Source organism: Longimicrobiaceae bacterium, from assembly GCA_035936415.1.
Taxonomy (GTDB): Bacteria; Gemmatimonadota; Gemmatimonadetes; order Longimicrobiales; family Longimicrobiaceae; genus JAFAYN01.
In genome coordinates this window covers 1-23,988 of record DASYWD010000095.1, presented here as the reverse complement: position 1 = coordinate 23,988, position 23,988 = coordinate 1, and the positions used below count along the sequence as shown (strand labels likewise).

General features: G+C 72.9%; 16 protein-coding genes and 1 pseudogene. 6 read left to right on the top strand and 11 right to left on the bottom strand.

The features are described 5' to 3' along the window. The 3 genes from VGR37_03745 to VGR37_03735 all read right to left on the bottom strand — a co-directional run. A partial coding sequence (locus VGR37_03745; protein ID HEV2146508.1) for a hypothetical protein occupies positions 1 to 323 on the bottom strand: 323 nt, incomplete at its 3' end. 16 nt (positions 324 to 339) lie between these two features. After that, positions 340 to 1,149 (bottom strand): hypothetical protein, encoded by an 810-nt coding sequence (locus tag VGR37_03740; GenBank protein ID HEV2146507.1) that lies wholly within the window; start codon positions 1,147 to 1,149, stop codon positions 340 to 342. A gap of 122 nt (positions 1,150 to 1,271) precedes the next feature. Further along, positions 1,272 to 1,703 (bottom strand): hypothetical protein, encoded by a 432-nt coding sequence (locus tag VGR37_03735; protein ID HEV2146506.1) that lies wholly within the window; start codon positions 1,701 to 1,703, stop codon positions 1,272 to 1,274. Between the two features lie 201 nt (positions 1,704 to 1,904). Here VGR37_03735 and VGR37_03730 point away from each other — a divergent pair, with 201 nt between their 5' ends. From VGR37_03730 to VGR37_03720, 3 genes and pseudogenes are all read left to right on the top strand, one after another. Further along, positions 1,905 to 3,980 carry a TonB-dependent receptor gene (locus VGR37_03730; protein HEV2146505.1) on the top strand — a complete coding sequence of 692 codons (2,076 nt, stop codon included), beginning with the start codon at positions 1,905 to 1,907 and terminating at the stop codon, positions 3,978 to 3,980. 61 nt (positions 3,981 to 4,041) lie between these two features. Then, the gene (locus VGR37_03725; protein HEV2146504.1) at positions 4,042 to 6,261 is read left to right on the top strand and encodes a TonB-dependent receptor; all 2,220 of its coding nucleotides are present in this window, start codon (positions 4,042 to 4,044) and stop codon (positions 6,259 to 6,261) included. Between the two features lie 47 nt (positions 6,262 to 6,308). Next, positions 6,309 to 6,763, top strand: a pseudogene (locus tag VGR37_03720) (transposase). A gap of 3 nt (positions 6,764 to 6,766) precedes the next feature. Here the strand turns inward: VGR37_03720 and VGR37_03715 are convergent. Together VGR37_03715 and VGR37_03710 are read right to left on the bottom strand one after the other, a co-directional pair. After that, on the bottom strand, positions 6,767 to 9,442 hold the full coding sequence (locus VGR37_03715; GenBank protein HEV2146503.1) for an ABC transporter permease: 2,676 nt from the start codon (positions 9,440 to 9,442) through the stop codon (positions 6,767 to 6,769). A 15-nt stretch (positions 9,443 to 9,457) separates the two neighbouring features. Then, positions 9,458 to 9,793: a PadR family transcriptional regulator gene (locus VGR37_03710; GenBank protein HEV2146502.1), complete on the bottom strand. Its 336-nt coding sequence runs from the start codon at positions 9,791 to 9,793 to the stop codon at positions 9,458 to 9,460. 489 nt (positions 9,794 to 10,282) lie between these two features. On the opposite strand from VGR37_03710, the gene VGR37_03705 reads away from it, so the two are divergent. Genes VGR37_03705 through VGR37_03695 form a run of 3 tightly spaced genes read left to right on the top strand, consistent with a single transcriptional unit; the run spans position 10,283 to position 14,186 of the window. Further along, positions 10,283 to 11,647 (top strand): multicopper oxidase domain-containing protein, encoded by a 1,365-nt coding sequence (locus VGR37_03705; protein HEV2146501.1) that lies wholly within the window; start codon positions 10,283 to 10,285, stop codon positions 11,645 to 11,647. After that, the gene (locus VGR37_03700) at positions 11,644 to 13,428 is read left to right on the top strand and encodes a PQQ-dependent dehydrogenase, methanol/ethanol family (protein HEV2146500.1); all 1,785 of its coding nucleotides are present in this window, start codon (positions 11,644 to 11,646) and stop codon (positions 13,426 to 13,428) included. The genes VGR37_03705 and VGR37_03700 overlap by 4 nt, the downstream gene beginning before the upstream one ends. Continuing rightward, a complete protein-coding gene (locus VGR37_03695) occupies positions 13,425 to 14,186 on the top strand; it encodes a transporter substrate-binding domain-containing protein (GenBank protein ID HEV2146499.1) in 762 nt (253 codons plus the stop codon). The genes VGR37_03700 and VGR37_03695 overlap by 4 nt, the downstream gene beginning before the upstream one ends. Before the next feature lie 89 nt (positions 14,187 to 14,275). On the opposite strand, the gene VGR37_03690 is transcribed toward VGR37_03695, so the two are convergent. The 6 genes from VGR37_03690 to VGR37_03665 form a co-directional block, all read right to left on the bottom strand. After that, entirely contained in the window at positions 14,276 to 15,574 is a 1,299-nt protein-coding gene (locus tag VGR37_03690) for a DUF1302 family protein (GenBank protein HEV2146498.1), read from the bottom strand. Further along, positions 15,571 to 18,684, bottom strand: coding sequence for an outer membrane lipoprotein-sorting protein (locus VGR37_03685; GenBank protein ID HEV2146497.1), 3,114 nt, complete (start codon positions 18,682 to 18,684; stop codon positions 15,571 to 15,573). Before VGR37_03685 ends, VGR37_03690 begins: the two co-directional genes overlap by 4 nt. A gap of 68 nt (positions 18,685 to 18,752) precedes the next feature. Further along, entirely contained in the window at positions 18,753 to 20,441 is a 1,689-nt protein-coding gene (locus VGR37_03680) for a GMC family oxidoreductase N-terminal domain-containing protein (protein ID HEV2146496.1), read from the bottom strand. Then, a complete protein-coding gene (locus tag VGR37_03675) occupies positions 20,438 to 21,226 on the bottom strand; it encodes an alpha/beta fold hydrolase (GenBank protein ID HEV2146495.1) in 789 nt (262 codons plus the stop codon). Before VGR37_03675 ends, VGR37_03680 begins: the two co-directional genes overlap by 4 nt. After that, positions 21,223 to 22,836 (bottom strand): FAD-dependent oxidoreductase, encoded by a 1,614-nt coding sequence (locus VGR37_03670; protein HEV2146494.1) that lies wholly within the window; start codon positions 22,834 to 22,836, stop codon positions 21,223 to 21,225. The genes VGR37_03675 and VGR37_03670 overlap by 4 nt, the downstream gene beginning before the upstream one ends. 160 nt (positions 22,837 to 22,996) lie before the next feature. Next, positions 22,997 to 23,988 (bottom strand): SDR family oxidoreductase (locus tag VGR37_03665; GenBank protein ID HEV2146493.1); only part of this gene is annotated, 992 nt, incomplete at its 5' end.

Sequence of the window (23,988 nt, the reverse complement as noted above, 5' to 3'; positions counted from 1 at the left end):
GGGCCCGTGCTCCCCTGGGCCGTGCGGCCCCGGCGCTCCCGCGCGCGCCAGGCGCCCTGCCCCACCCGGGCGAAGTGCGCCAGGATCGCCAGCGCGGCGAGGGCGAGCCCGGCGATCATCAGCCAGAACAGCAGCGGGGCGGTGGCCTCCAGCACCTCGAAGCGCGCCAGCAGCCCCGCGAACCAGGCCTTCACCTCGCCCCAGCGGTCCGAGAGCCACTGCAGCGGGCCGGGGAGGGAGCGCGGCGTGAACTCGGGGAGCGCGTAGACCTCGTCCAGCGCCCGCCGCACCGTGGGGGCCGTGGGGAGCTCCGGCTGCATCATGGCGAGGGCGGCGCCGTCAGACCGGGGTGGCGAGGCTCTCGGTCGCCATCTCCAGGTCCAGCGCGTCGGTACGGACCCGCCGGTCGTAGTAGAGCAGCGTCAGCGCCGCCGCCATGAACGGAGTGGTGAGCGCGGAGACCAGGATGCTCAGCACGTTGTTCACCGCGGTGAACCAGCCCACCGCGTCCGACGCGGCGTCAGGGTCGCCGGTGGCCAGCATCGCGCCGACCATCGCGACGGCCGTCACGGTCCCCACCAGCATCCCCGGGATCATCACGATGATGTACGAGACCACCTGGATCCCGAAGACCCTCCCCCAGGCGCCGCGCGCCAGCTCCCGCGAGCGGGAGATCGCATCCAGCGGCCCCTTCCCTTCGATCACGACCGCCTGCCAGATGGCGAACAGCATAATCATCACGAGGAACGCGGGGATGATCAGGGCGATGAGACCGATGGCGAAGAGGATCACGAAGAGGATCGACGTCCCCACCATCGGAAGCATGCGGCGGAACGCGACGCGGTACGCCTCCGCCCGGTCCATGGCGCGCCCCTCCACCGCCTGCGCCGTCTCATGGATGAGCGCTCCCCACATCAGCAGCATCCCCACGATCATCACCGGGTAGACCAGCAGGAACGTCAGCCCGGCCGCGGCGCTGTCCAGCTGGTTCCCGCCGCTCACGAGCCCGAACGCGCCCCAGAGCAGCGCGACCGGGAGGAGCGGGATGAGCGCGGTGGTGAACAGCGTGGCGAAGTGGCGCCGGTAGATGACGAAGGCGCCGTCGAGGATCTCGCCGAAGGTGAGCGGACGCAGGTGGCTCGTGGACATGGGGCCTGGCGCGGTGGAGGGGGGACGCGGGAGCGGATGCGGACGGCCTCGGAAGGGAACGGAAGATTACTTCGCGCCGGCACGGGTGTCAAACCGCCCGGCGGGCCTCCGCGCCTCCCGGATCAGCGCACCAGGAGGGTGAACGGGGCGGAGCCCCCCTGCTGCAGGTTGCGGTGGTCCGGCCCCGCCCACTGCAGGCGGACGCGGTGCTCCCCCGGCGGGAGGCCGGCGACGGACCAGCGGTAGCGGCCGCCCTCCACCGGCTGGACGTCGGCGGGGGCGGCCATCAGCTCGGTGCCGCCCACCATGGCGTGCAGGTGGTAGCGCCCCTCGGCCACCCACCCGCTGGCGTCGCGCTCCATCCGCGCGGGCGTCTCGAAGACGATGGAGAAGGGGCCGGAGACGGTGGCGCCGCTGCGGGGCGCGAGCACGGTGATGGGCGGCGGCGGGGCGGCCTCCGCGCCCGCGTCGGCCTCGCCGGCGACGAAGAAGAAGACGGCGAGCACGACCGCGAGCAGGGCCACCGCCCCGAAGAACAGGTCGCTGCGCAGCATGGGCGGCTCGGCGGGAGCCGCGGGATCGGCGGTTGGCGGGGTTCGGTCCGGCATCGCTTTGCGGGGAAACGGGTTGCGGGCCGCGTACCGTCCGCGGCCCGCCCGGGAAGATAACGCGCCGCCCCGGACGCGCGCGAATCTTGCTCCCGGCGGGGTCTCCCGGCGGACGCGCCGCCGCACGGTTCCCCCGACCCGAGCCCGATGTCATCCCGCACCGCGCTGCTCGCCGCGCTCGTCCCGCTCGCCGTCCTGGGGACGGCCCCGCTCCGGGCGCAGGAGCCCGCCCCGGACACGCTCCCCCGCGTCAGCCTGGACACGCTGGCGGTGCGGGTGCTCCGCACCCCCGTCCCCATCCTGCGTGCGCCGTTCGCCGTCTCGGTGGCGACGGGGGACGAGGTCCGCCGCGCCCGCCCCGGCCTCGCGCTGGACGAGGCGCTGGCGGGGATCCCCGGGGTGCAGGTGGACAACCGGTACAACTACGCCCTGGGGGAGCGGATCTCGGTGCGGGGCTTCGGGGCGCGGGCGCAGTTCGGGGTGCGCGGGGTGCGCGTGCTGGTGGACGGGATCCCCGCCACCCTCCCGGACGGGCAGACCACGCTGAACCACGTGGACGTCGGCTGGCTGGAGCGGGCGGAGGTGGTGCGCGGCCCCGCTTCCGCGCTCTGGGGGAACGCCTCCGGCGGGGTGGTGCAGCTCACCACCGTTGCGCCCCCGCCGGTGCCGCTCGGCACGGAGGCGCGCGTCGTCGCCGGGGGGAACGGGCTGCTGCGGGCGCAGGGGGCGGTGGGCGGCCGGGCGGGCGGGTGGTCGTACCGGGCGGCGGCCACGCGGCTGCGCTACGACGGGTTCCGCGAGCACAGCCGGGCGGAGAACACGCTGGCGAGCGCGCAGCTCGCGCGCCTGGGGGAGCGGAGCGAGCTCCGCTTCACGCTGAACGCGGTGCGCTACGACGCGCTCAACCCCGGCTCCCTTTCCGACTCGCTGCTGCGGGTGGACCGCTCCCGCGCCTTCGGGCGCAACGTGGCGCAGCGGACGGGGGAGGAGGGGCGCCAGGCGCAGGCGGGGCTCACCTGGCGGCGGGAGCTGGGCGCGGGGGCGCTGGAGCTTTCCGGCTACGGGGTGGCGCGCGAGATCGACAACCCCATCCCCAACGTGGTGATCGACCTGGAGCGCCGGGGCGGCGGGGTGCGCGCGGCGTGGTCGGCGGCGCGGCCGCTGGGCGCGGGGGCGCTCCGCTGGACCGTGGGCACCGAGGCCGAGGCGCAGCGCGACGACCGCCTCAACTTCCGCAACGTGGGGGGGGAGCGCGGCGCGCTGGTGCTGGACCAGCGGGAGCGGGTGACGGGGACGGCCGCCTTCGCGCAGGCGGCGCTCCCCCTCGCCGGGAGGCTGGAGGTGCTGGGGGCGCTCCGCTACGACCGGGTCCGCTTCGCCGTGGTCGACCGCATCCCCGCCACCGACCGGAACCCGGACGACTCCGGCGCGCGGGTCCTGGACGCCTGGAGCCCCACGCTGGGCGTGAGCTTCGCGGCGGCGCCCGCCGTGTCGCTGTACGCCAACGTCGCCACGGCCTTCGAGACGCCCACCACCACCGAGCTGGCGAACCGCCCGGACCGCGCCGGCGGCTTCAACCCGGAGCTGGAGCCGCAGCGCACCGTGTCGTACGAGGCCGGGGCGAAGGGGCGGCTCGGGGCGCGGGGCGGCTGGGAGCTGGCCGCGTACCTGGCGCGGGTGCGGGACGCGCTGATCCCCTTCGAGGTGGAGGGGGTGCCGGGGCGGCAGTTCTTCCGCAACGCGGGGGCCGCCCGGCACCGGGGGGTGGAGGCGGGGCTGCGCGTGGCGCCGCTCCGGCAGGTGACGGCGCGCCTGGCGTACACCTACACCGACGCGCGCTTCACCGACTACGTGGTGGGCGGGGAGGCGCTGGACGGGAACCGCGTCCCGGGGGTGGCCCCGCACACGCTGGACGCGCGCCTGGCCTGGGAGTCCGCCGCGGGCGCCTTCGCGGAGGTGGAGGCGCGCCGCGCCTCCTCCGTCCCGGTGGACGACGCCAACCGCTTCCGCTCCCCCGGCTACACCGTGGCCGACCTCCGCGCCGGGTGGGAGGGCGCGCGCCTGGGGGGCGTCCGCGCCACGCCGTTCGTGGGCGTCACCAACCTGTTCGACGTCCGCTACAACACCTCCGTGGTCGTCAACGCCTTCGGCCGGCGCTTCTTCGAGCCGGGGCCGGGGCGGACGCTGTACGCGGGGATCGGCGTGGCGACCGGGGGGCGGTAGCACGCCGCCTCCCGGCAGAACCGCCCCCGACACTTCCTCCTCTGAACGGGACCCGGCCGCCATGGACGTCTCCGGTGCGCTGCTCGCGCTCTTCCTGCTCGCGGACCCGGCCGCCGCGCCTCGCCCGGACACGGCGAGGGTGGACACGCTGGTGCACCGCCTCCCCACGCTGCGGGTGGAGGTGGCGCGCCTGCAGACGGGGGGCGTGCCGCTGGCCCGCGCGCCATTCGCCGCGCAGGTGGTCGGCGCCGACGAGCTGCGGGCGATGCCGCACCGCACCGTGGCCGACGTGCTGGCGCGGCTCCCCGGCGTGTCGCTGGCGGACGTGATGGGGAGCGCCTTCCAGCCGGACGTGTCGCTGCGCGGCTTCGGGGTGTCGCCCGTGGTGGGCCTCCCGCAGGGGGTGAGCGTCTTCGTGGACGGGGTGCGCGTCAACGAGCCGGACGCCTCGCAGGTGCACTGGGACCTGATCCCGCTGGACGACGCGGAGCGGATCGAGGTGGTGCGCGGCCCCGCCGCCGCCTTCGGGAAGAACGCGCTGGCGGGGTCGCTGAACGTGGTGACCCGGCGCGGCGGCGGTCCGCCGCGGGGGGCGCTGGAGGTGGCGGGCGGCGGCTTCCGGCGCGGGGAGGCCCGCGGCTCCGTCCTGGGCGGCGTGGGGCCGTGGGACTACTACCTGTCCGGGAACTGGGTGCAGAGCGGCGGGTGGCGCGACGACGCCTCGGCGCGGGTGGGGCGGCTCTTCGCCAAGGGCGGGTGGCGGGGGGAGCGGACGGACGCGTGGCTCTCCTACACGCGCGGCGACGACCGCATCCTCCAGGCGGGGTCGCTCCCCGCCTCCTGGCTGGAGAACCGCGACTCGGTCCCGGAGCGCTGGCGCTCCCCGGCGGACCCGCGGACCATCAACTTCACCGGCGGCGACCTGTTCCGCCCGCGGTTGCACTTCCTGAACGGGCGCGTCGCACACCGGGTCGGGGCGGGGACGGTGCTGGAGGCGAGCGCGTTCGCGCGGGAGAACCGGGTGGACCAGTTCAACGCCAACTTCACGGAGCCGGACACCCGCTTCGACACGCGCAACCGCTCCGCGGGCGTCGCGGCGCAGCTCGCCCGCTCGGCCGGGCGGCTGGAGCTGGCCTCCGGCGTGGAGTACGCGCTGCACGACGTGGGGATCCGCATCTTCGCCCTCCCCAACGAGAACTTCCCGGGGTTCCCCGCGGCAGGGGAGATGTCGGAGGACGTGGGGACGCTGGAGCACGACTTCGGGGCGTACGCCCAGGCGCGGCTCGCCGCCACGGAGCGGCTGGCGCTGACCGGGTCGCTCCGCTGGGACTACGTGAGCCTCCCCTTCCGCGACCGGCTGGACCCGGACAACGACGGGGACAACCTGTTCCGGCAGCTCACCGGCGCCCTGGGGGTGGACTGGGTGGCCGCCCCGGGGACGGTGCTCTTCGCCGGGTACGGACGGGGCTTCCGCGCGCCGGTGATCATGGAGCTGGCCTGCGCCGACCCGGAGGACCCCTGCCCCCTCCCCTACGAGCTGGGCGCCGACCCGCCCCTGGACCCGGTCACCACCGACACCTGGCAGGCGGGGGTCCGCTTCTTCGGGGCGCGCGTCTCGGCGGAGGCGGTCGCGTTCCGGGCGGAGGTGTACGACGACATCTTCAACGTCCGCCCGCAGGGGACCGCGGCGGCCTACTTCCAGAACCTGGACCGCACCCGCCGGGAGGGCGTGGAGCTGGCCGCGGAGCTGCGCCCCGCCGCCGGACTGCGCCTGCACGGCAACCTGGCCTTCACCCGCGCCACCTTCCAGACCGTCGCGACGCTCTCCGCCCCCTACCAGGACGATGACGACGACGACGTGGGCGCCGCCGCGTCCGCCGACCCGGACGACGACGACCTGGCGCCGCCCACCGTGCGCCCCGGCGACCACTTCCCCATGGTCCCCGCGGTGCGCGCGAACCTGGGCGCCGAGTTCGCGAGCGGCCCGTGGCGCGCCGCGGTGGAGGCGGGGCACGTGGGGAGCCGCTGGCTCCGCGGCGACGAGGACAACACGGAGGAGGAGCTGAAGCTCGCCGCGTACACGCTCGTGGGGTTGCGGGTGGAGCGCGCGGCGGGGCGGATGACGGTCTACGCCGAGGCGGAGAACCTGCTCGACGCCGACTACCGGACCTTCGGGGTGCTCACGCTGAACCGGCTGAACGAAGGGGAAAGGGTGGAGCCGTTCGTGACGCCGGGGACGCCGCGGCGGATCGGCGCGGGGGTGCGGTGGCGGGTGTGGTGAGAGCGTGGGTATAAAGTGGGGCATGAGGTTCGCAAGGGAGGCGGGCTATGCAACGACAAGCCTACCCCAGCGATCTAACGGACGGCCAAGAGGTCGTCCTCAGCCTCATGCCCGCGGCCAAGAACGGGCGTACGGGACGGCCCCGCAAGTACCCGCTGCGCGAGATCTGGAACGCGTTGATGTATATCGCGCGCACGGGCTGTAGCTGGAGGCAACTGCCTCACGACTTCCCGCCGTGGGGCGACGTCAAGCAGCACTTCCGGCGCTGGAGGAACGCAGGCGTGATCGATCAGGTGCATGATGCGCTACGCGACCAGACTCGGAAGAACTCGAAGCGTCCTTCAAGGTTCTGCCCCGGCGCTGGGTAGTCGAACGCACCTTTGCGTGGCTGATGAAGTACCGGCGCCTGCGTGCCGACTACGAGAACACGGTGAGTTCCTCACGCGCTTGGATCCTGCTCGCCATGACCAGCCTCATGGCTCGTCGCCTCCGGCCCGCGTGAGAATTACTCCTGTCGAAGCGCCTCCATCGGGTGGACCCGGAGCGCCTGGCGCGCCGGGCCGGCCGTAGCGAGCAGCCCGGCGGCGAGCACGAGTGCCGCGACCATTGGCACGAGCACGTGGTGCTGGCCGCGCATCATTTCATCGCCGCCGAGTCGCTCTACCAACGTGACGAGGACGACCCCCACGGCTAGCCCGAGCGCGAGCTGAAGCGCGGCGCGCGAGAAGATCGTCCGCAACACCTGGCGCCGCGATGCACCGAGCGCGAGCCGGATCCCGATCTCCCGATACCGGCGTGTGACGGCGAACGACATCATCGCCGAGATCCCTACCGCGGAGAGAAGGAGCACGCTCAGCGTCACAAGGCCTACCAGGATGACGGAGAATCGAACCACGCGACTGGTGTCGCCGCCGCGAAGCTCGTCCGGGCCGGCGACGGTCATCGGGCGCCCCGGTGTTACCTCTCCGGCGATTTCCCACAGCCGCGGGACGAGGGCGTCGGGGTCGATCCCCCGCGTGCGGATGGCGACGGTCACCGGCGCTGCCCCCAGCGCCGTCGGGAGATAGATGGCAGGCCTCTGCAACTCCGGCTCGCCGCTCTGGTCGTAGAGATCGTCCACCACCCCGACGATCTCGAGCCAGAGGCCTGGCTGGACGGAGTCGCCCGCGGCGATCGCCGTGCTGCGCACGCGGCGGCCGAGGGCGACTCCGCCCCCGAGGAAGCGACGGACGAAGGAGCGGCTCACGACAGCGGCCGCGCCACCGGGCGCGTCGCCGGACCCGAACGGCCGACCCGCCAGCACCTGAGCGCCAAACACATCGAAATAGTTGGGTGCGACACCGGAGGAGAGCGCGACGACAGGTGCCGCGTCGGCCGTCGTCACCCCGCCCTCGACCTCGATGCGCACGCGCTGGCCGGAGCGCGGGGGCGCCGAGGCATACGTCACGCCGAGCACGCCCGGCTCCGCGGCGATCCGGCGGATCAGCTCGGCTTGGGTTTCGGCGAAGGACTCGCCCGCCTGCTCCACGGACGGAGCGGCCAGCGCCTCCCGGGCCGGAGCTTCATCCCGCTCGAGCCGGAGCACGAGCATCTCCTCGACCGGGAAGGTGGGCTCGGCGCGCGACTCCCGATAGCTGTTCCAGGCGATCCCGATCACGGGCGGGAGCACAGCCACCGCGACCGCGACCTGCACCACGATGAGCGCCGTCCAGGTGCTCCCCAGCTGCATCCCGGTGGCGCCGCCCATCTGGCGGAGCGTGGACTGCAGCCGCTGCCCAGTGGCCGCCAGCGCAGGGACGATGCCGACGATGAAGGCTGCGAGCACGGCGAGACCCATGGCATACGCGACCGTGGACGCCGGGAGGCCGGGCTCGATCCAGTACGGAAGGCTCCCCGGATTCATGGCGACGATTTGCCGGAACGCGACGTTCGCGATCAGTAGCCCGGTCACCGCTGCAAGCGAGGAGAGCGCGAGCGCCTCCACGAAGAGTTGCGTGATGATGCGCCGGCGGCTCGCGCCCAGCGCCGTGCGGACCGCGATCTCGGCCTGGCGAGATGCCGTCCGGGCGTAGATCAGTGACGCCACGGTGACCGCGACCGCGGCCAGAACCAGAGCCGCGAAGAGCTGCATCGTCCAGACGATCCAGGCCGGGTACTGGTGCACGTCGAGCAGGACACGGACGTACGGTCTGACGATCGGGCGTAAGGTGGCGTATGCCGCGGGGAACTCGCGCGCGAGCCGCGCGCTCACGGTTCTCAACTCGGCTTCGGCCGCCGCCCTGGGAACCCCTGGGACGAGCCGGCCGAAGATTGTCACGCGCGGGCCCTCGCCCGGGCGGTGGAGCGCAGGGTCGCTCCGGAGCGCGGTCCAGTAGCCGTGGTTGTGCGGGAAGCGGAAGCCCTCGGGCATCACACCCACGACCGTGTACGGGGTGCCGTCGAGGCGCACCTCGCGTCCCACGATGCCACGGTCCGCGCCGAAGTTCCGCCGCCACTCATCGTGCCCGATCACCAGCACGGCCGGAGCTCCCTCGGCCTCGTCCGACTCAAGGAGCGGACGGCCGAGGAGCGGCGGCACCCGCGCCACGTCAAACCCCGACGCGGTCATCTCCGCCACTCGTACATCACCCGTCGTGCCGCCCGGAACGCGCAGGTAGCGATCGGAGTCGCGGAAGGCGGACAGCTGCCGGACGGACCGCTGGCTCCCCCTCCAGGTGTCCAGGTCGAAGAGGGTCGTGCAGAAGCAGTCCTCGTTGCTCATATCGAGGTAGTCGAGCCCGACGATCCGGTCACCCTCGTCGAGCGGCGGGGCCGAGTAGTAGAACGCCATGAAGCTGAAGAAGCCCGTTGCGATGGCAACGCCGACGGCCATCCCGAGCGCGCCGGTCACGGAGAGCACCGGGTGCTTCGCCAGCATGCGCAGGGCGAGCTTTACGTCGGGCGTTAGCTCGATCACCGGTGCAAACCAGCGCGCGTCGCGCACCTCTTCGCGGAACCGCTCGCGTCCGCCGAAGGTCAGCACCGCCTGCCGCCTGGCGGCTTCCGGGGTCATTCCGGCGCGGATGTTGTTCCGCGTCTCCATCTCGAGATGGAAGGCGAACTCCTCCTCCAGCTCGCGCTCCACCTCTTCCCGGCGGATGAGCACACGCAGGCGCTTCCGCCATCGCGTGATCCACTCCATGCGGTCCTCTCCCAATCAGGTGGTGCGCAGGATGGTGTCCATCATCCGCACGTACTCCTGCCAGCTCCGCGACTCCTCCCCGAGTGCGCTGCGGCCAGCCGCAGTCAGCTTGTAGTACTTGGCCCGGCGGTTCTCCTCGGTAACGCCCCATTCACTCACCAGCAGCCCACGCTCTTCCAGGCGCTGGAGCGCGGGGTAGAGTGATCCCGCTCCCACGCGTAGCGCGTCGCCAGAGAGCTGCTCCAGCCGCTGTGCGATCGACCACCCGTGCATGGGCTCCAGCGAAAGCGCCTTCAGGATCAGGAGGTCGAGCGTACCTCGAAGGATGTCGTTGGATGCGTGCGGTGGCATTTGGCTTTCGGAGAGTAGTATCGGGTTCCGATACGAATACGCTTCGTTGTATCGAAAGTCAATACCAGCGTGAACTGGGGCGTGCGTGCTGGGGAATTAGCGGCCGGTGGGCCTGCGACTCAGGCCCACGCCCTTGATGCTCTACTGCCCCACTTTATACCCACGCTCTGAGGAGGCCGTTGCGGACCCGGGAGAACGCCGCGTAGCCGACGGCCGGAGACAGAAGGGCACACCGGGGCGATCTGTCAGCCACCCCCGTGCTCATCGGAACATTGCTTGCGGCCGCTCTCCGTCCCCTGCGGGGTTCCGCAGGCTCTCCCCCGCCGTGCACAGGTGCAGGCGGGAGGGCGGCATTGCCTGTTCCCGAGCCTGGAGGTGACCATGAGGTCTCCGCGGATCCGTGCGGCCGCAGTCGCGGTGCTGTTCGTGGCGGGCGCCTGCGCTCCACGCGCCGAACCCGACCCTGTTCCTCCCCCGCCGCGGGAGGGAGTGGCGACCGTCACCCCCGACGTGACCATCACCCCGGCGGCCCGGGAGCCGGTCGCGCGGCAGGTCCCGTACGAGGGAGCGATCGGCCCGAACGATCCGCCGGGCGCCCCCATGTCGCCCATGCAGAAGCCGCTGGAGCCCTGGGTGAAGGCGGCCCTGGACGTCTGGTACGAGCGGCCGTCGCCCAAAGGGCCGGAGCCGATCCCCCTCGCGCAGCCCAAGGCCATCTACTTCGAGGGAAAGAACCCCGTCATCCAGATCCTCCCCGGGCCGCCCGCCTTCCCGGAGAAGATCCCGGAGCGGCTGAAGACCGTCTTCCCGGAGAAGGTCCCCTACTCGAACAACGTGAAGCGGCTCCCGCGCGGGAAGATCCGCGTGGCGGCCTTCGACCACACGCACAACGACACCAAGCTCTCCAAGGACTCGATGGAGGTGGAGATCTCCTTCGTGGACGCCGAGGGAGCCGAGTGGCGGATCGAGCAGGTGATGCTGGCGCCGTTCTCCCCCAACCCGGTCGCCGAGCCCTGGTTCGGGGGGCTGGTGATCGACACCCTCTACCACGGCCACACCGGGAACGGCACGCCGGCCGAGCCGCTGGTCAACTGTGCGCTCTGCTCGTGGGGGTGGGCGGACATCTACAAGGACGGGAAGCGCGTCGCCTCCAGCGCGCTGCTGCACATCATGCTCACCAGCCGGGTGCGCGCGGGACCGGAAAAGAACTTCGCGTACCAGTGCTACGACTGCGCGGACAAGCCGGTGCGGGAGGTGCACGTGATCGTCCCGCCCATGTTCTATCTCCCGGCGCCCGGCGGCTTCCTGCACATCATGTGGGAGGACGCGGAGGTGAGGCGCGGGCCGCCGCAGCAGATCGCGCGCGCGGCGCCGAAGCTGGGGAAGAAGGTCCCCACCATCCACCTGCGGGCCGCGCCGTACCTGACCTGGGACCAGAAGGAGATCCACGTGAAGGCGGGGCAGGAGTACCGCTTCGTCGTCACCAACGACGACCCGAGCTCCTTCCACCAGCTGCACCTGCACAGCCACCCCGAGGGAGGAGGCGGGCACCACGGCGGGGGAAGCCAGGACGCGCGCCACGAGCACGCCGGCACCGCGGGCCGGACCGGCAGCCTCTGGAAGCCGGGTGACGACGGCCACGGCCACGGGGATCCGCCCGCCCCGCGCAACGTCTTCCTGACGCTCCCGCAGGGCGCCACCTGGGCCACCATGGTGAAGTTCGAGAAGCCCGGGGAATACGAGTACATGTGCCCCGTGAGCAACCACTACCGCCGCGGGATGCACGGGAAGTTCATCGTCACCGCCGACGGGCAGGGAACGCGGGTCCAGAAGGACACGGGAGGTACGCGATGAACACGCTCACGAGGAGGTACTCCATGCCCCGGCTCGCCACGCTGGTCGTCGCCTCGCTGCTGGCCGCGCCGCTCGCGGCGCAGCAGGGAGGGATGGGCTCGCCGCCCGCGAGCGGCGGGGCGGGCGCCCCGGACCGGGCGCCCGAAGGGAGCCTCGGGTTCAACCCGGCGGCCACGGTGACGACGGAGCGCATCGCGCGGGCGCCCGTCGACGAGCCGGGGAACTGGCTCACCTACCACGGCTCCTACGCCGCGCACCGCTTCAGCCGCCTGGACCAGGTCAGCACCTCCAACGCCGGGCGGCTCAAGGAGGCCTGGCGGATGTACCTCCCCATCCCGCACGGCTTCGAGGCCACGCCGCTGGTGGCGGACGGCGTCATGTACTTCACCACCGGGGGCCACACCGCCGTGTACGCGGTGGACGCCCGGACGGGGAAGGAGCTCTGGCACCGCATGTTCAAGGTGGCGGAGGACGTCCCCGCCTGCTGCGACTGGGTGAACCGGGGCCTGGCGCTGGGAGACGGCAAGGTGTTCTTCGTGACGCTGGACGCCCGGATGGTGGCGCTGGACGCGCGCACCGGGGCGCCGGTCTGGGAGAAGACGCTGGCCGACTGGCGCGACGGGTACACGGCCACCGTGGCCCCGCTCTTCGTGAAGGACAAGGTGATCACCGGGATCTCGGGCGGGGAGTACGGGATCCGCGGCTTCATCGACGCCTTCGACGCCCGGACCGGGGAGCGCGCCTGGCGCTTCTGGACCATCCCCGGTCCCGGGGAGCCCGGCCACGAGACGTGGCAGGGTGAGCTCCCCACCTGGATGACGGGCGGCGGGCCCACCTGGGTGACGGGCTCGTACGACCCGGAGCTCGACCTCCTCTACTGGACCGTGGGGAACCCGGGGCCGGACTTCAACGGCGAGGTGCGCCCCGGCGACAACCTCTTCACCAACACGGTGCTCGCCCTGGACCCGGACGACGGCACGCGCCGCTGGCACTTCCAGTGGACCCCGCACGACACCTGGGACTGGGACGGGATCAACGAGGTGATCCTGGCCGACCTCACCATCGGCGGACGGACGGTGAAGGGGCTGATCCACGCCGACAAGAACGCCCACTTCTACGTGCTCGACCGCGCCACCGGCCAGTTCATCCACGGGAAGCCGTTCGCGCGGCAGACCTGGGCCAAGCGGCTCGACCCGCAGACCGGGCGGCCGGTGATCGACTCCGTGGCGATCCTCACCTCCGCCCTGGAGCCGCTCTGCCCCGGCCCGGCCGGCGCCAAGGAGTGGAACCACATGTCCTACTCCCCGCAGACGGGGATGGCGTACATCCCGGTGATCGAGAACTGCGCCGTGTTCCGCACCGGGCAGGCGTTCTACCGGAAGGGGCTCCCCTTCTGGGGGAGCGTGGCCGACGCGGCGGCGCTGGGGCCGGGCGAGTCGCACGGGTCGCTCCTGGCGCTCGATCCCACCACGCTGGAGAAGGCGTGGGAGATCAAGACGAAGTGGCCGGTGATGTCGGGGGTGCTGACGACCGCGGGGGGGCTGGTGTTCTGGGGCGAGGCGGACGGGAAGCTGCACGCCACCGACGCGCGCACCGGCAAGGACGTGTGGACGCACCAGGCGCCCATGGGGATGCACGCGCCGCCCATGACGTACGCGGTGGACGGCAAGCAGTACGTGGCCTTCCCCGTGGGGTGGGGAGGGTGGATCAACGGCTTCGCCCCGGGGCTCCGGGGCGAGAAGACGGGGCACCTGCTCCTCGTGTACGAGCTCCCGTCATGAGGCGCGCCGTGCTCCTTCCCGGTGCGGCCGCCGCGGCGCTCCTGGCCACCGCGGCGGCGGCGCAGGCGCCGCGGACGATCACCTTCTGCGCGGCGACGGACAACCTCCCGCTCTCGCACCGGGACGCGGGGGTCGAGGTGGAGCTGGCCCGGCGGCTGGCGGAGAGCCTGGGGGCGACGGCCCGGTTCGAGTGGCTGGAGCACGGGGAGCGCCCCGGGGAGGCGCTCCCCGCGGGCCGCTGCGACGCCGCGCTGGGCGCGGTGGTGGACCCGGGGACGCTGGCGGACGGCCGGAGAGCTCCCGGGATCGCGCTGACGACCCCGTACTACGGCGCCGGGTACGCGCTGATCCGCCGCGCGGACGTCGCCCCCGTCCGCACCCTGGCGGAGCTGGGAGACACCCGCATCGCGGTGGAGACGGAGTCCATCCCCATCTACACGCTGAAGCAGCGCGGGAACCGGGTCTACGCGGTGCACGACTACGACGCGGTGGTCGAGGCGGTGGCCGACGGCAGGGCGGACTACGGGTACCTGTGGGGGCCGCTCGCGTCGTGGCTGCTCCGCGACCGGAGCGACGTGGTGCTCGCCCCGGAGTTCGAGCCGGTGGAGCGCTGGAGCTTCTCCCTGGCGCTCCGGGAGTCGGACGGAGCGCTGCGCGAACGGCTCGACGCCGCCATCCGCGACATGGTGCGGAGCGGGGAGGCGGCGCGGGTGTTCGGGGAGAAGGGCGTACCGTACCTGCCGCCCGGGGAGAGGTGACGCCGGGCACGGGCCGGTGCTCCCGACCCACGAGCGGAGGCCCCTCCACCGCACCCGGTGGAGGGGCCTCGTTTTTCGGGCGGCACAGACTAGAAGAGGTACCGCACCCGCACCTGGAAGCGCCGGTTGTGGGAGAAGGCGCCGAAGAAGCGGTCCTCGTCCCCGCCCAGCCAGTCCACCATCGCCTCCACCCGCAGGTGGTCGCCGAAGCGGTACGACGCGCCGGGCTGCAGGTAGTACCCGTCGGCCTCGAAGTCGTAGAGCCCGTCCACCACCACCTGCGCGGCGGTGGTGAGGTTGTGCTGCACCCGCCCCGTGACCGTCTTCTGGAAGAGGTGGTTCAGGTCGAACGGCTCCGGCGTGTAGCCGGAGGACGCGAGCTCCTGCACCCACTGCAGCAGCACCATCGTCCCGCCCGCGCCCATCAGGTCGCCGAAGGTGCGCTCCACCCCCAGCACGTACTGCGCGTAGTCCGGCCCCGCCTTCGGGTCCGGCATGACGTACGCGCCCTCCGCGCGGAGGGTGTACGGCCCCACCACCGTGGCCAGGTCGCCGCCCACGGCGCGCTTGCGGAGGTACTCCGGCGTGACCTCGACGCGGACGCTCTCGGGCCCGGTCATGAGCGGCTGCCGCCGCATCCACGGCAGGTCGTCCCAGCCGTCGAACCCGCTCACCGACACGTCCCAGCCGCGCACCGTCCCCGAGGCGCGGGCGGCGTACTGCACGTTCAACCAGGTGGTCGCCGGCTCTTCCGCCGGCATGAGCTCGTACGACAGGACCGCGGTCCGCGTGGGGTCCAGCGGATGCGGCATGGTGGCCGGGAGCGGGACCCGCCAGCGCGAGCCCGCGGGGGGGATGGTGCTCGCCTGGAAGACCGGGGCGACCACCCCCTCCCACTGCACGCCGCCCAGGTAGAAGCGCGGCCGGACCGCGACGATCCCGATCCGCTCGTCCTCGGTGTCGAGCGGGTCGCTGAAGTCCATGGGGGCGAGGTGGTCCGTGGGGTTCACCCCGTCCGCCTTCCCCCAGGCGACGATCTGCTTCCCCAGGCGCAGGTCGAGCCGCCCGAAGGTGAGGTCCGCGTACAGCTCGTCCAGGTACGCCCGGTTCCGCCCGCGGTCGGCCTGGTCCGCGCGCAGCTCCACCGCCCCGAAGAGCCGGGCTCGCTCGCCGAAGGAGGCGCGGGCCTCCAGCTGCACCAGGGCCTGGTTCCGCCCCAGGTTGCGGTCCCGCTCGCCGCCGTCGAAGTAGGCCTGGTGGTCGGCCTCCACGTAGCCGGTGAGCTGCAGCTCCTGCGCCCCGGCGCGCGGGGCGGCCAGGAGCGCCGCCCCCGCCAGGAGGAGGCCGGCCGCGCGCCGGGCCCGCCCCGCCGTTCCCGCGCCGCTCACAGGCCCCGCTCGAGCTCGCGCATGGAGAACGCGTCGTCCGCGAGGCCGCGGTTCACGGCGAAGTCGCCGTAGACGATGACGGTGGAGTGGCCGGTCTTCTGGTTCTTCATCTCCATGGTGTGGGCGCGCCAGGTCCGGGTGGAGGGGATCTGCCGGATGTCGCGCGCTTCGAGGGTCTTCAGCAGCTCGCCCTGCTTATCGTAGAAGTTCACGCGCGCGATGGCGAAGTTGTCCTTGCGGACGAAGATCTCACGGCGGCTGTAGCCGCTCTCGCGCCTCCGCTTGTCGTTGTTCGGCACCGCCTCCACGACGTACACGGGGACGCCCTGGAGCGGGGCCTCGCGCACGAGGCGGTACTCGTACTGGTCCATCTCCTCCGGGCCCACGTCCTCGAAGGCGAAGTCCGAGCCGACGAAGCTGTCCGACTTGTTGGCGGCGGAGATCCGGCGGCTCTTGCGGAGCGCCGGGAGGTAGAGCCACTGGTCGTCCTCGCGGTCCGGGTTCTCCACGGAAAGCAGGCCGGTGCCGCGCACGTCGGCGGGAGCCAGGAAGCGGATCAGCGCCTTCTGGTTGCGCTGGGCGTCCTCCTTGAGCATCCAGGTCACCTGGCGCTCCCGCTTCTGGCCGCGCTTGTTGATGAGCTGCATGCGGAAGTCCACCTGCTCGTCGTTCACGGCCCGCATGGCGTCGTTGCGCTCGATGATCTGCTTCCCGGTGAGCGCCTGCGCGGATGCGGCGGCCGGGGCGCCCGCCAGGAGCGCGAAGAAGAGGAGCGCGGGGACGGCGATCTCACGTTTGGGCATGGGTACTTCCCGGAGGTGCGTCGTGACGGGGTGACTGCCGGGGGTGACCCGGCCGGTGCCGAAGCGGGGCCGCAGGGCGGTGACCAGCGCCGGCATCAGGAGGAGCGTGCCGATCCCCACCGTGAGCATGGTGAGGGAGACCAGCCAGCCGAAGTAGCGGATCGGCATGAAGCCGGAGAAGATCAGCACGCTGAAGCCCAGCACGTTCGAGAGCATGTCGAACACGATGGCCCGCCCGGTGGTGAGCTGCACCCGGGCGACCGCCGTTTCGGCGTCCGCGTGCTCGTGGATCTCCTGGCGGAGGTGCATCAGGTAGTGCAGGGCGAAGTCGACGCCGATCCCCACCGCGATGGAGGTGATGATGGCGGTCCCCATCTCCAGGCGGATCCCCAGGAAGCCCATGAGCCCGAAGGTGAGCGTCGTGGAGACCACCAGCGGGACGATGCTCAGCAGGCCGACCGAGAACGCCCGGAAGACCAGGGTGCAGAAGAGGAGGACGATGCAGACCGCGGCGATGATGTTGTAGACCTTGCCGACCGCCACGTAGTGGATCTGCGCCAGCCAGAACATCACGTCGCCCCCGAACTCCATCTTCACGCCGGGGCCCATGTTCTCCGCGGCGTACTTCTGGAACTGCTCGTAGAGGCGGCGCTGGTCCCCCTGGTCGGAGGTGGTCAGCATCACCTGGATCCGGGCGCGCTGGTAGTCGTAGTCGACGATCTGCGCGAAATCCGCGGGGTTCCCGGACATGGAGTACAGCAGGAGGTACTGCGCCACGAGGTCGCGCGAGTCGGGGACCACGTGATACGCCGGGTCGCCCCCGTTCATCTCCTGGTGGATGCGGCGGACGACGTCGGCGAACGAGGAGGTCCGCCCCACCTCCGGGAAGCCCTCGGCGTACTCCTGGAACGCCTGGATCCGGCGCAGCATCTCCGGGTCCTTGACGGCGTCCGCCTCCGGCCCCTCCACCATGATCTCCATGCGCCGCACGCCGCCGAGCTTGGCGTTGAACACGTCGAACGCGGTGCGCAGGCGGTGGTCCGCCGGGAAGTACTCCGACAGGTCGTTGCCGATCTGGATCCGGCTGATCCCCACGACGGAAACGGCGAACACCACCGCCGCGCCGGCGAAGACCATGTTCCGGCGGCGGACCGCGAAGCTCCCCAGCGGGACGGTCAGCCGGTCGATCCAGTGCCGCTCCGCGGCCTTCCCGCCCTTCGGCTTGAGGAGGGCGAGGACGGCGGGGGTGAAGGTGAGCGACACCACCGTGGTCGCCAGCACGCCGAGCGCCGCGATGATGCCGAACTCGCGGATGGAGGTGACCCGGAAGGTGAGGAGCGTCGCCGAGCCCAGCGCCGAGGTGATCCCCGTCATCAGCACGGCCGGCCCGATCCGCTCCAGCCCCCGCCGCGCAGGCTCCGCCACGCCGTCCTTCACCTGCTCGTAGTAGCGGGCCAGGATGTGGATCCCGTACGAGTTGGAGATGGCCACCATCAGGATGGGGAGGGTGGAGGACACCACCGTCACCGGGAGCCCGATGTGCCCCATCAGCCCCATCGTCCACACGACGCTCAGCACCACCACCGCGAACGGGATCCACACCCCGCGCCAGGTGCGGAACGAGAAGTACAGCCCGACCAGGGTGAACAGGAGCACCAGGGGGAGGAGGAGGTGCAGGTCCGCCTGGATCCCCCGGTCGATCTCCTGGGGCTGCACGGCGTCGCCCGCGACGTGGATCCGCTCGGGGCCCCCGAACTCCTGCGCCAGGGCGAAGACCTGCGCGTGGACGGCCTCCTGGTCGTACCCCTTCTCCAGGTTCGCCTGGATCAGCGTCAGCGTCCCGTCCTCGGAGACGAGCTGCCCGTTGAGCATGTCGTTCGCGCGGACCGTGGCGCGCAGGCGCTCGACCTCCTCGGGCGTCCCGGGCACCTCGTCCAGGATCCGCCCCACCTCGAGGCCCCACTCGCGCCCCTCGATGTTGTTGACGGTGGCGAGGCTCACGATCTCGTCCTCGATCACCCCCTCCACCTGCTTCAGCCGCTCGGAGAGCTCGGCCACCTTGCGCAGGGTGCCCGGGGTGAACACGTCGTCGGCCTCCAGCCCGATGAGCACGCTCGCCTTGTCGCCGAACACCTCCTTCAGGCGGTCGTTGGTCCGGACGATCGGGTCGCTCGCCGGGAGCTCGGAGTCCTGGTTGTTGCGCGTGTCGAGGCGCGTCGCGCCGAAGCCCAGCCCCAGCGTCGCCAGGAGGACGAAGGCCAGGGTGACGATCGGCCGCCCGGTCACGAGACGAGAGAAACGGTCCATGGTTCGCAAGCGTGTGGTGGTGTGTGCAGCCGGACCCGGCGCGGCGCGCCGGCCGGCTCCGGGCCGTCCTAGTCCGTCTCGCGCGCCATCCACTCCGCGGCGCGCTCGGCCAGCACCATGCAGGTCATGCTGGTGGGCGCCCTGGGGATGACCGGCATCACCGACGCGTCCACCACCCGCAGCCCCTCCAGGCCGTGGACGCGGAAGCGCGGATCCACCACCGCCATGCGGTCGGCGGCCGGACCCATCTTCGCCGTCCCCACCGGGTGCCAGGTGGCGTTGATGAAGCGGTCGATCGCGCTCTTCAGGAGGTGGTCGCTGCCCACGATGGCCTCCGTCCAGAGGAACACGGAGCGGGTCCGCTCCGCGATGGGGCGCGACTGGACGATCTTCCAGGCCAGCCGCACCCCGGCCTTGAGGCGCTCCACGTCCTCCGGCGCCGAGCCGAAGTTCAGCTCGATCACGGGCTTGCTCGCCGGGTCCGGGTCCTCCAGGAACACCCGCCCCCGCGAGGCGGGATCGGACAGGACGACGGAGATGGCGTTGGCCCGCGGCGAGCGCAGCAGGTCCCCCAGCATGGGCACCGAGGAGGTGTGGAAGTTGCTGAGGATGAAGAGGTTGAGGTCGGGAGTGCGGCCGGGGGCGGAAGCGGCCCGGGCCATCACCTCGTGCGAGAGCGACGCCTCCGGCCCCTCGCCGTCCCGGGGAACCATCCAGAACATCACCGCCGGGTGGTCCGCCAGGTTCTCGCCCACGCCCGGGAGGTCGAGCACCGGGGCCACGTCGAGCGAGCGGCAGAGCCCCTCGTTCCCCACTCCGGAGCGAAGCAGGACGGCGGGGGTGTTCACGGCCCCGGCGCTCAACGTGATCCGCTTCCCGTACACGATGGCCCGGCGGCCGTCGGCGGAGACCACCTCCACCCCCACCGCGCGCCGGCCCTCGAAGACGACGCGGGCCACCGTGCACCCGCCGCGGACCGTGAGGTTCGGGCGTCCCCGCGCGGGGGCCAGGTATGCGATGGCGGTGGAGACGCGGACGTGGTCCACGCTGTTCACCGGCACCGGCCCCACGCCCGGGGCGGAGGAGCCGTTCATGTCCGCCACGTCGGCCAGCCCCAGCCCGCGGCACGCCTCCAGGAAGGCGGCCTGCAGGTCGTGCAGCGCCCGCGTGGACGGGCGGCGCACCGGGAGCGGCCCCTCGCTCCCGTGCAGGGCGCTCGGGAAGTCGTGGTCGGTCTCGATCTTCCGGAAGGCGGGGAGCACGTCGTCCCAGCTCCACCCGGCGTTCCCCAGCGCGGCCCAGCGGGCGAAGTCCTCCGGGAAGGGGCGCAGCGCCACGGCCCCGTTCACCGCGGACGAGCCGCCCACCACACGGCCCAGGAAATAGGGGAACTGCTGCAGCGTGGCCGACAGGGGCTGCGGCGCGCGCATGGCCGCCCGCGCGGCGGAGAACATGTCGCGCGGCGCCATGGCGGCCACGGCGGCGGACTGGAGCAGGTTCTGGAAGCGGCCGCTGCTGCGCAGGTTGGCCGCGAAGTCCCAGTTGTAGCCGGCGGTCACGGGGAGCCGGGCGTCGCGGAGCGGCTCCGGGAGGTGCTCCGGGTCGGGGAAGTCCGGCCCCGCCTCCAGGAGCAGCACCCGCCGGTCCGGCTGCTCGGAGAGCCGGGCGGCCAGCACCGCCCCGGAAGAGCCGGCCCCGACGACGATCTCGTCCCACACCTCGCTCGTGCTCATCTCGGTCGTTCGGCGCTCGTTCACGGCGTGATCCCCCCGGGTGCGATCCATCCCTGCAGCGCCGCGGCGAGCGCCTCCGGACGGGCGCTCAGGTAGAAGTGGTCTCCCTCGAACCAGTGCACCCGGTGCGGCCCCGTCGTGTGGCGCACCCAGGCGGCCACGCTCCCGGGGCTGACCTCCGGGTCCTCGTCTCCCGCGCAGACCACCAGCGGGCAGGTGAGCGGCTCCCCGGGGCGGGGCACGTAGGTCTCCAGCACCTCGTAGTCGGCGCGCAGGAGCGGGAGGAGCGCGCGCATGGCCTTGCGGTCGTCCAGCACCTGGGGCGGGGTGCCGCCCATCTGGCGGAGGTTGGCGATGAACGCCTCCTCGTCCGCCGCGTGCCACTGGGGGACGGGCGGGCCGGAGTCCGCCGGGGCGCTCTGCCCGGAGACGACGACCGCGTGCGGCTCGCGCCCGGTCCGCTCGCGCAGCGCCCGCGCGGCCTCGTGGGCCACCAGCGCGCCCATGCTGTGGCCGAAGAGCGCCAGCGGGCGGTCGAAGACGGCGACGAGGTCGGGGACGACCTGCTCCACGACCTGCTCCATGCGGAGGAGCCGCCGCTCCCCGAAGCGGTCCTCGCGCCCGGGGAGCTGCACCGCCAGGAGCTCCACGTGGTCGGGGAGGAGGGCGGCGAGCTTCCGGTACACGGATGCGCCCGCCCCGCACCAGGGGAAGCAGACCAGGCGCACCAGCGGCTGCGGCCTTCCTCCCAGGCGCCGCAGGCTCCCGCGGCGAGGCGGGGCGGCGGGGGCGCGGACGGCGGTGTTCATGGTCGGCGCTCCTCCCGCATCCCGGCGGCGATCTTCTCGGCCACCATCAGGCTGGTGAGGTGGGTGGGGGCGCTGGGGATCAGCGGCATCACGGAGGCGTCGGCGACCCAGAGCCCGTCCACGCCGTACACCCGGCCGCGCGGGTCCACCACGGCGCCCGCCTCGGGCGAGCGCCCCATCCGCGCGGAGCCGCAGGCGTGCGCGCTGGGCCGGACGAAGGTGGAGACCGCGCGCTCCAGCGCCACGTCGGAGCGGACCATCCCGTCCGTCCAGGCGAGGACCTGCTCGAACCGTGAGCGGAGCCCGGGCCGCTGCATCAGCTCCCAGGCGAGGCGGACGCCCTCCTTGAGCGGCGGCACGTCGCCGGCCTCGCCCAGGCAGTTGATGGACACCTCCGGCCGCGCGTGCGGGTCGGCGGAGGTGACGCGGACGTGCCCGCGCGAGGTGGAGCGGTTGAAGCAGGTGGTGACGCCCGCGATGGTGGGGGTGGTGGAGGTCGCCGCCAGCCGCGGGAACATCTCGCCGACGTCGATCCCCGCCATCATGCAGACGTGCATGTCGTTCTCGTAGCCGGTGCCGCTCGCGGAGTACCGCAGCAGGGTCTGGCGGAGCGGCTCGCCCAGGGTGCAGGCGTCCGCCCGGGGGACCCCCCAGATCCCCACCACGGGGTGGTCCATCAGCCCCTCGCCCACGCCGCGCAGCGGGCTCCGCACGGCGATCCCCAGCGATTCCAGCACGGCCGGGTCGCCGATCCCGGAGCGCATCAGGAGGGGCGGAGTGCCCATGGCCCCGGCGCAGACGACCACGCGGTCCGCCCGGAAGCGCCGCAGCTCGCCGCCCACCTCGGCCTCCACGCCGTCGGCGGCGGCGCCGTTCCAGACCACCCGGTGCACGTGGGCGCCGGTGACCACGGTGAGGTTGGGCCGCCCGCGCGCCCGGGCCAGGTAGGTGAGCGCGGTGGACATCCGCACCCCGTCCACGACGTTCTTGGGGATCACGCCGACGCCGGTGGTCTCCGGGTCGTTGTGGTCCTCGGTCTCCGGGAAGCCGTGGGCGACGCACGCCTCCATCAGCGCGGCCTGGAGCGGGGTGAGGTCTTCCTTCCGCTCGCGCCGGATGGGCATGGGCCCGCCGCGCCCGTGCAGCGTCTCCGGGCCGACGGGGTCGTCCTCCAGCATCCGGTAGAAGGGGAGGACGCCGGGCCAGCTCCACTCCTCGCCGCACTCCGCCGCCCAGTCCTGGAAGTCCGCGGGGGCGCCGCGCAGCGCCTGCACCGCGTTGATCGCCGACGAGCCGCCCAGCACCCGGCCGGCCTCGTAGTCGAATACGCTCGCCACGCTGCGCGCGGCGCCGCCCTTGATGAGGGTGCGGATCTTCCAGTTCAGGCCGGGGACCACCGCCGGCTGGCTGGCGCTGCGCACGGCGCGCTCCGCCGCCTCCCCTGCCGGCCGCTCGGGGCCGGCTTCCAGGAGGAGCACGCGCCGGTGGCCGTCCTCGCTCAGACGGCTGGCGATCACGGCGCCGGTGGAGCCGCCGCCCACCACCAGCACGTCGAAGCGCTCGGTGGGGGCGGTGTGCACGGGTCCTGTGGTCCAGGGTTGCTGGGTCATCGGGCTCGGTCGCGTAGGGTCGGCGGGGGGAGGCTCCTCCGGCGGTGCGTAAACTCGCCCGGCCACTCGGGCGAGACGTGATTGCGGCGCGGGCTCACACAGACGCACCGCCTGCGGAACCTCCCCCCACCTCCCGGGCGGCATCACGGTTCGGAGTCGGTCAGATGGCGCCCTGCACCCGGCGCCAGTAGGCGGCGGGCGTGAGGTCGGCGAGGGCGGAGCCCCGGCCGCGGCGGTCGAAGTCGTCGGTCTGGAGGGGGTGGCGGCCGAACATGTTCTCGACCGCCGCCCCGTCGGCCCGGTCCGCGAAGAGGACCCGCACCAGCGTGGCGTCCTCGTCCGGGAGGGCCGAGGCGGCCTCCAGGCACCGGGCCTTCCACTCCTCCAGCGGGACGCGGGGGGCGTCGCCGCCGAGCAGCGCCTCCAGGAGTGCGGGGAGGGTGAGCGGGTCGCGGTTCTCCACGTGCACCACGCCCGGATGGCGGCCCACGCCCAGCGAGTCCTCCACGACCAGCCGGCCGAGGACGTCCACGGGGACGCCGTGGAAGGCGGAGTCCGCCCACTCCGGGACCACCCCGGCCGCGCGGGCCGCGCGCAGCACGCTCGCGAAGGTGTCGCCCGGCTTGGCGCGCCCGGTGCGGGCGGAGGGGAGCGCGTGGGAGGTGCGGTAGATGGTGACCGGGAGCCCGCGGGCGGCGGCGGCGAGCAGGACCTGCTCCGCCGCCCACTTGGAGCGGGCGTAGCCGGTCAGGAGGCCGGCCGGGTCGGCGTGCACGCGCTCCTCCGGGAGGACCTCCAGGCGGCCCTCCACGCGGCGCCGGCACACCGCCATCGGCGAGGCGTGGAAGAGCGGCTTGGGGTGGTGCTCCGCGGCGAGGCGCACCACTTCCACCAGGGGAGCCACGTTGGTCCGGCCGTGCGACGGGTAGTCGAGGAGGACGTTGACGGAGGCGGCCAGGTGGTAGATGGAGTCCACCGTCTCCGCCAGGCGCCGCCACTCCGCCGGGTCCAGGCCCAGGCCGGGCGCCGCCAGGTCGCCGACGACCGGCTCCAGGCGCTCCGCCCACCCGGGGGCCGGCTCGATCCCGTGGCGCTGGAGGGCGTCCAGGATCCGCGCGTGCCCCGCGGCGGCGTCCGCCGCCCGCACGAGGC

Bases quoted from the DNA above. Each gene is read 5' to 3' on its own strand.
- VGR37_03675 (HEV2146495.1), bottom strand. From the start codon at position 21,226: ATGAACACCGCCGTCCGCGCCCCCGCCGCCCCGCCTCGCCGCGGGAGC.
- VGR37_03740 (HEV2146507.1), bottom strand. From the start codon at position 1,149: ATGTCCACGAGCCACCTGCGTCCGCTCACCTTCGGCGAGATCCTCGAC.
- VGR37_03725 (HEV2146504.1), top strand. From the start codon at position 4,042: ATGGACGTCTCCGGTGCGCTGCTCGCGCTCTTCCTGCTCGCGGACCCG.
- VGR37_03695 (HEV2146499.1), top strand. From the start codon at position 13,425: ATGAGGCGCGCCGTGCTCCTTCCCGGTGCGGCCGCCGCGGCGCTCCTG.
- VGR37_03700 (HEV2146500.1), top strand. From the start codon at position 11,644: ATGAACACGCTCACGAGGAGGTACTCCATGCCCCGGCTCGCCACGCTG.
- VGR37_03670 (HEV2146494.1), bottom strand. From the start codon at position 22,836: ATGACCCAGCAACCCTGGACCACAGGACCCGTGCACACCGCCCCCACC.
- VGR37_03710 (HEV2146502.1), bottom strand. From the start codon at position 9,793: ATGCCACCGCACGCATCCAACGACATCCTTCGAGGTACGCTCGACCTC.
- VGR37_03735 (HEV2146506.1), bottom strand. From the start codon at position 1,703: ATGCTGCGCAGCGACCTGTTCTTCGGGGCGGTGGCCCTGCTCGCGGTC.
- VGR37_03715 (HEV2146503.1), bottom strand. From the start codon at position 9,442: ATGGAGTGGATCACGCGATGGCGGAAGCGCCTGCGTGTGCTCATCCGC.
- VGR37_03730 (HEV2146505.1), top strand. From the start codon at position 1,905: ATGTCATCCCGCACCGCGCTGCTCGCCGCGCTCGTCCCGCTCGCCGTC.
- VGR37_03685 (HEV2146497.1), bottom strand. From the start codon at position 18,684: ATGGACCGTTTCTCTCGTCTCGTGACCGGGCGGCCGATCGTCACCCTG.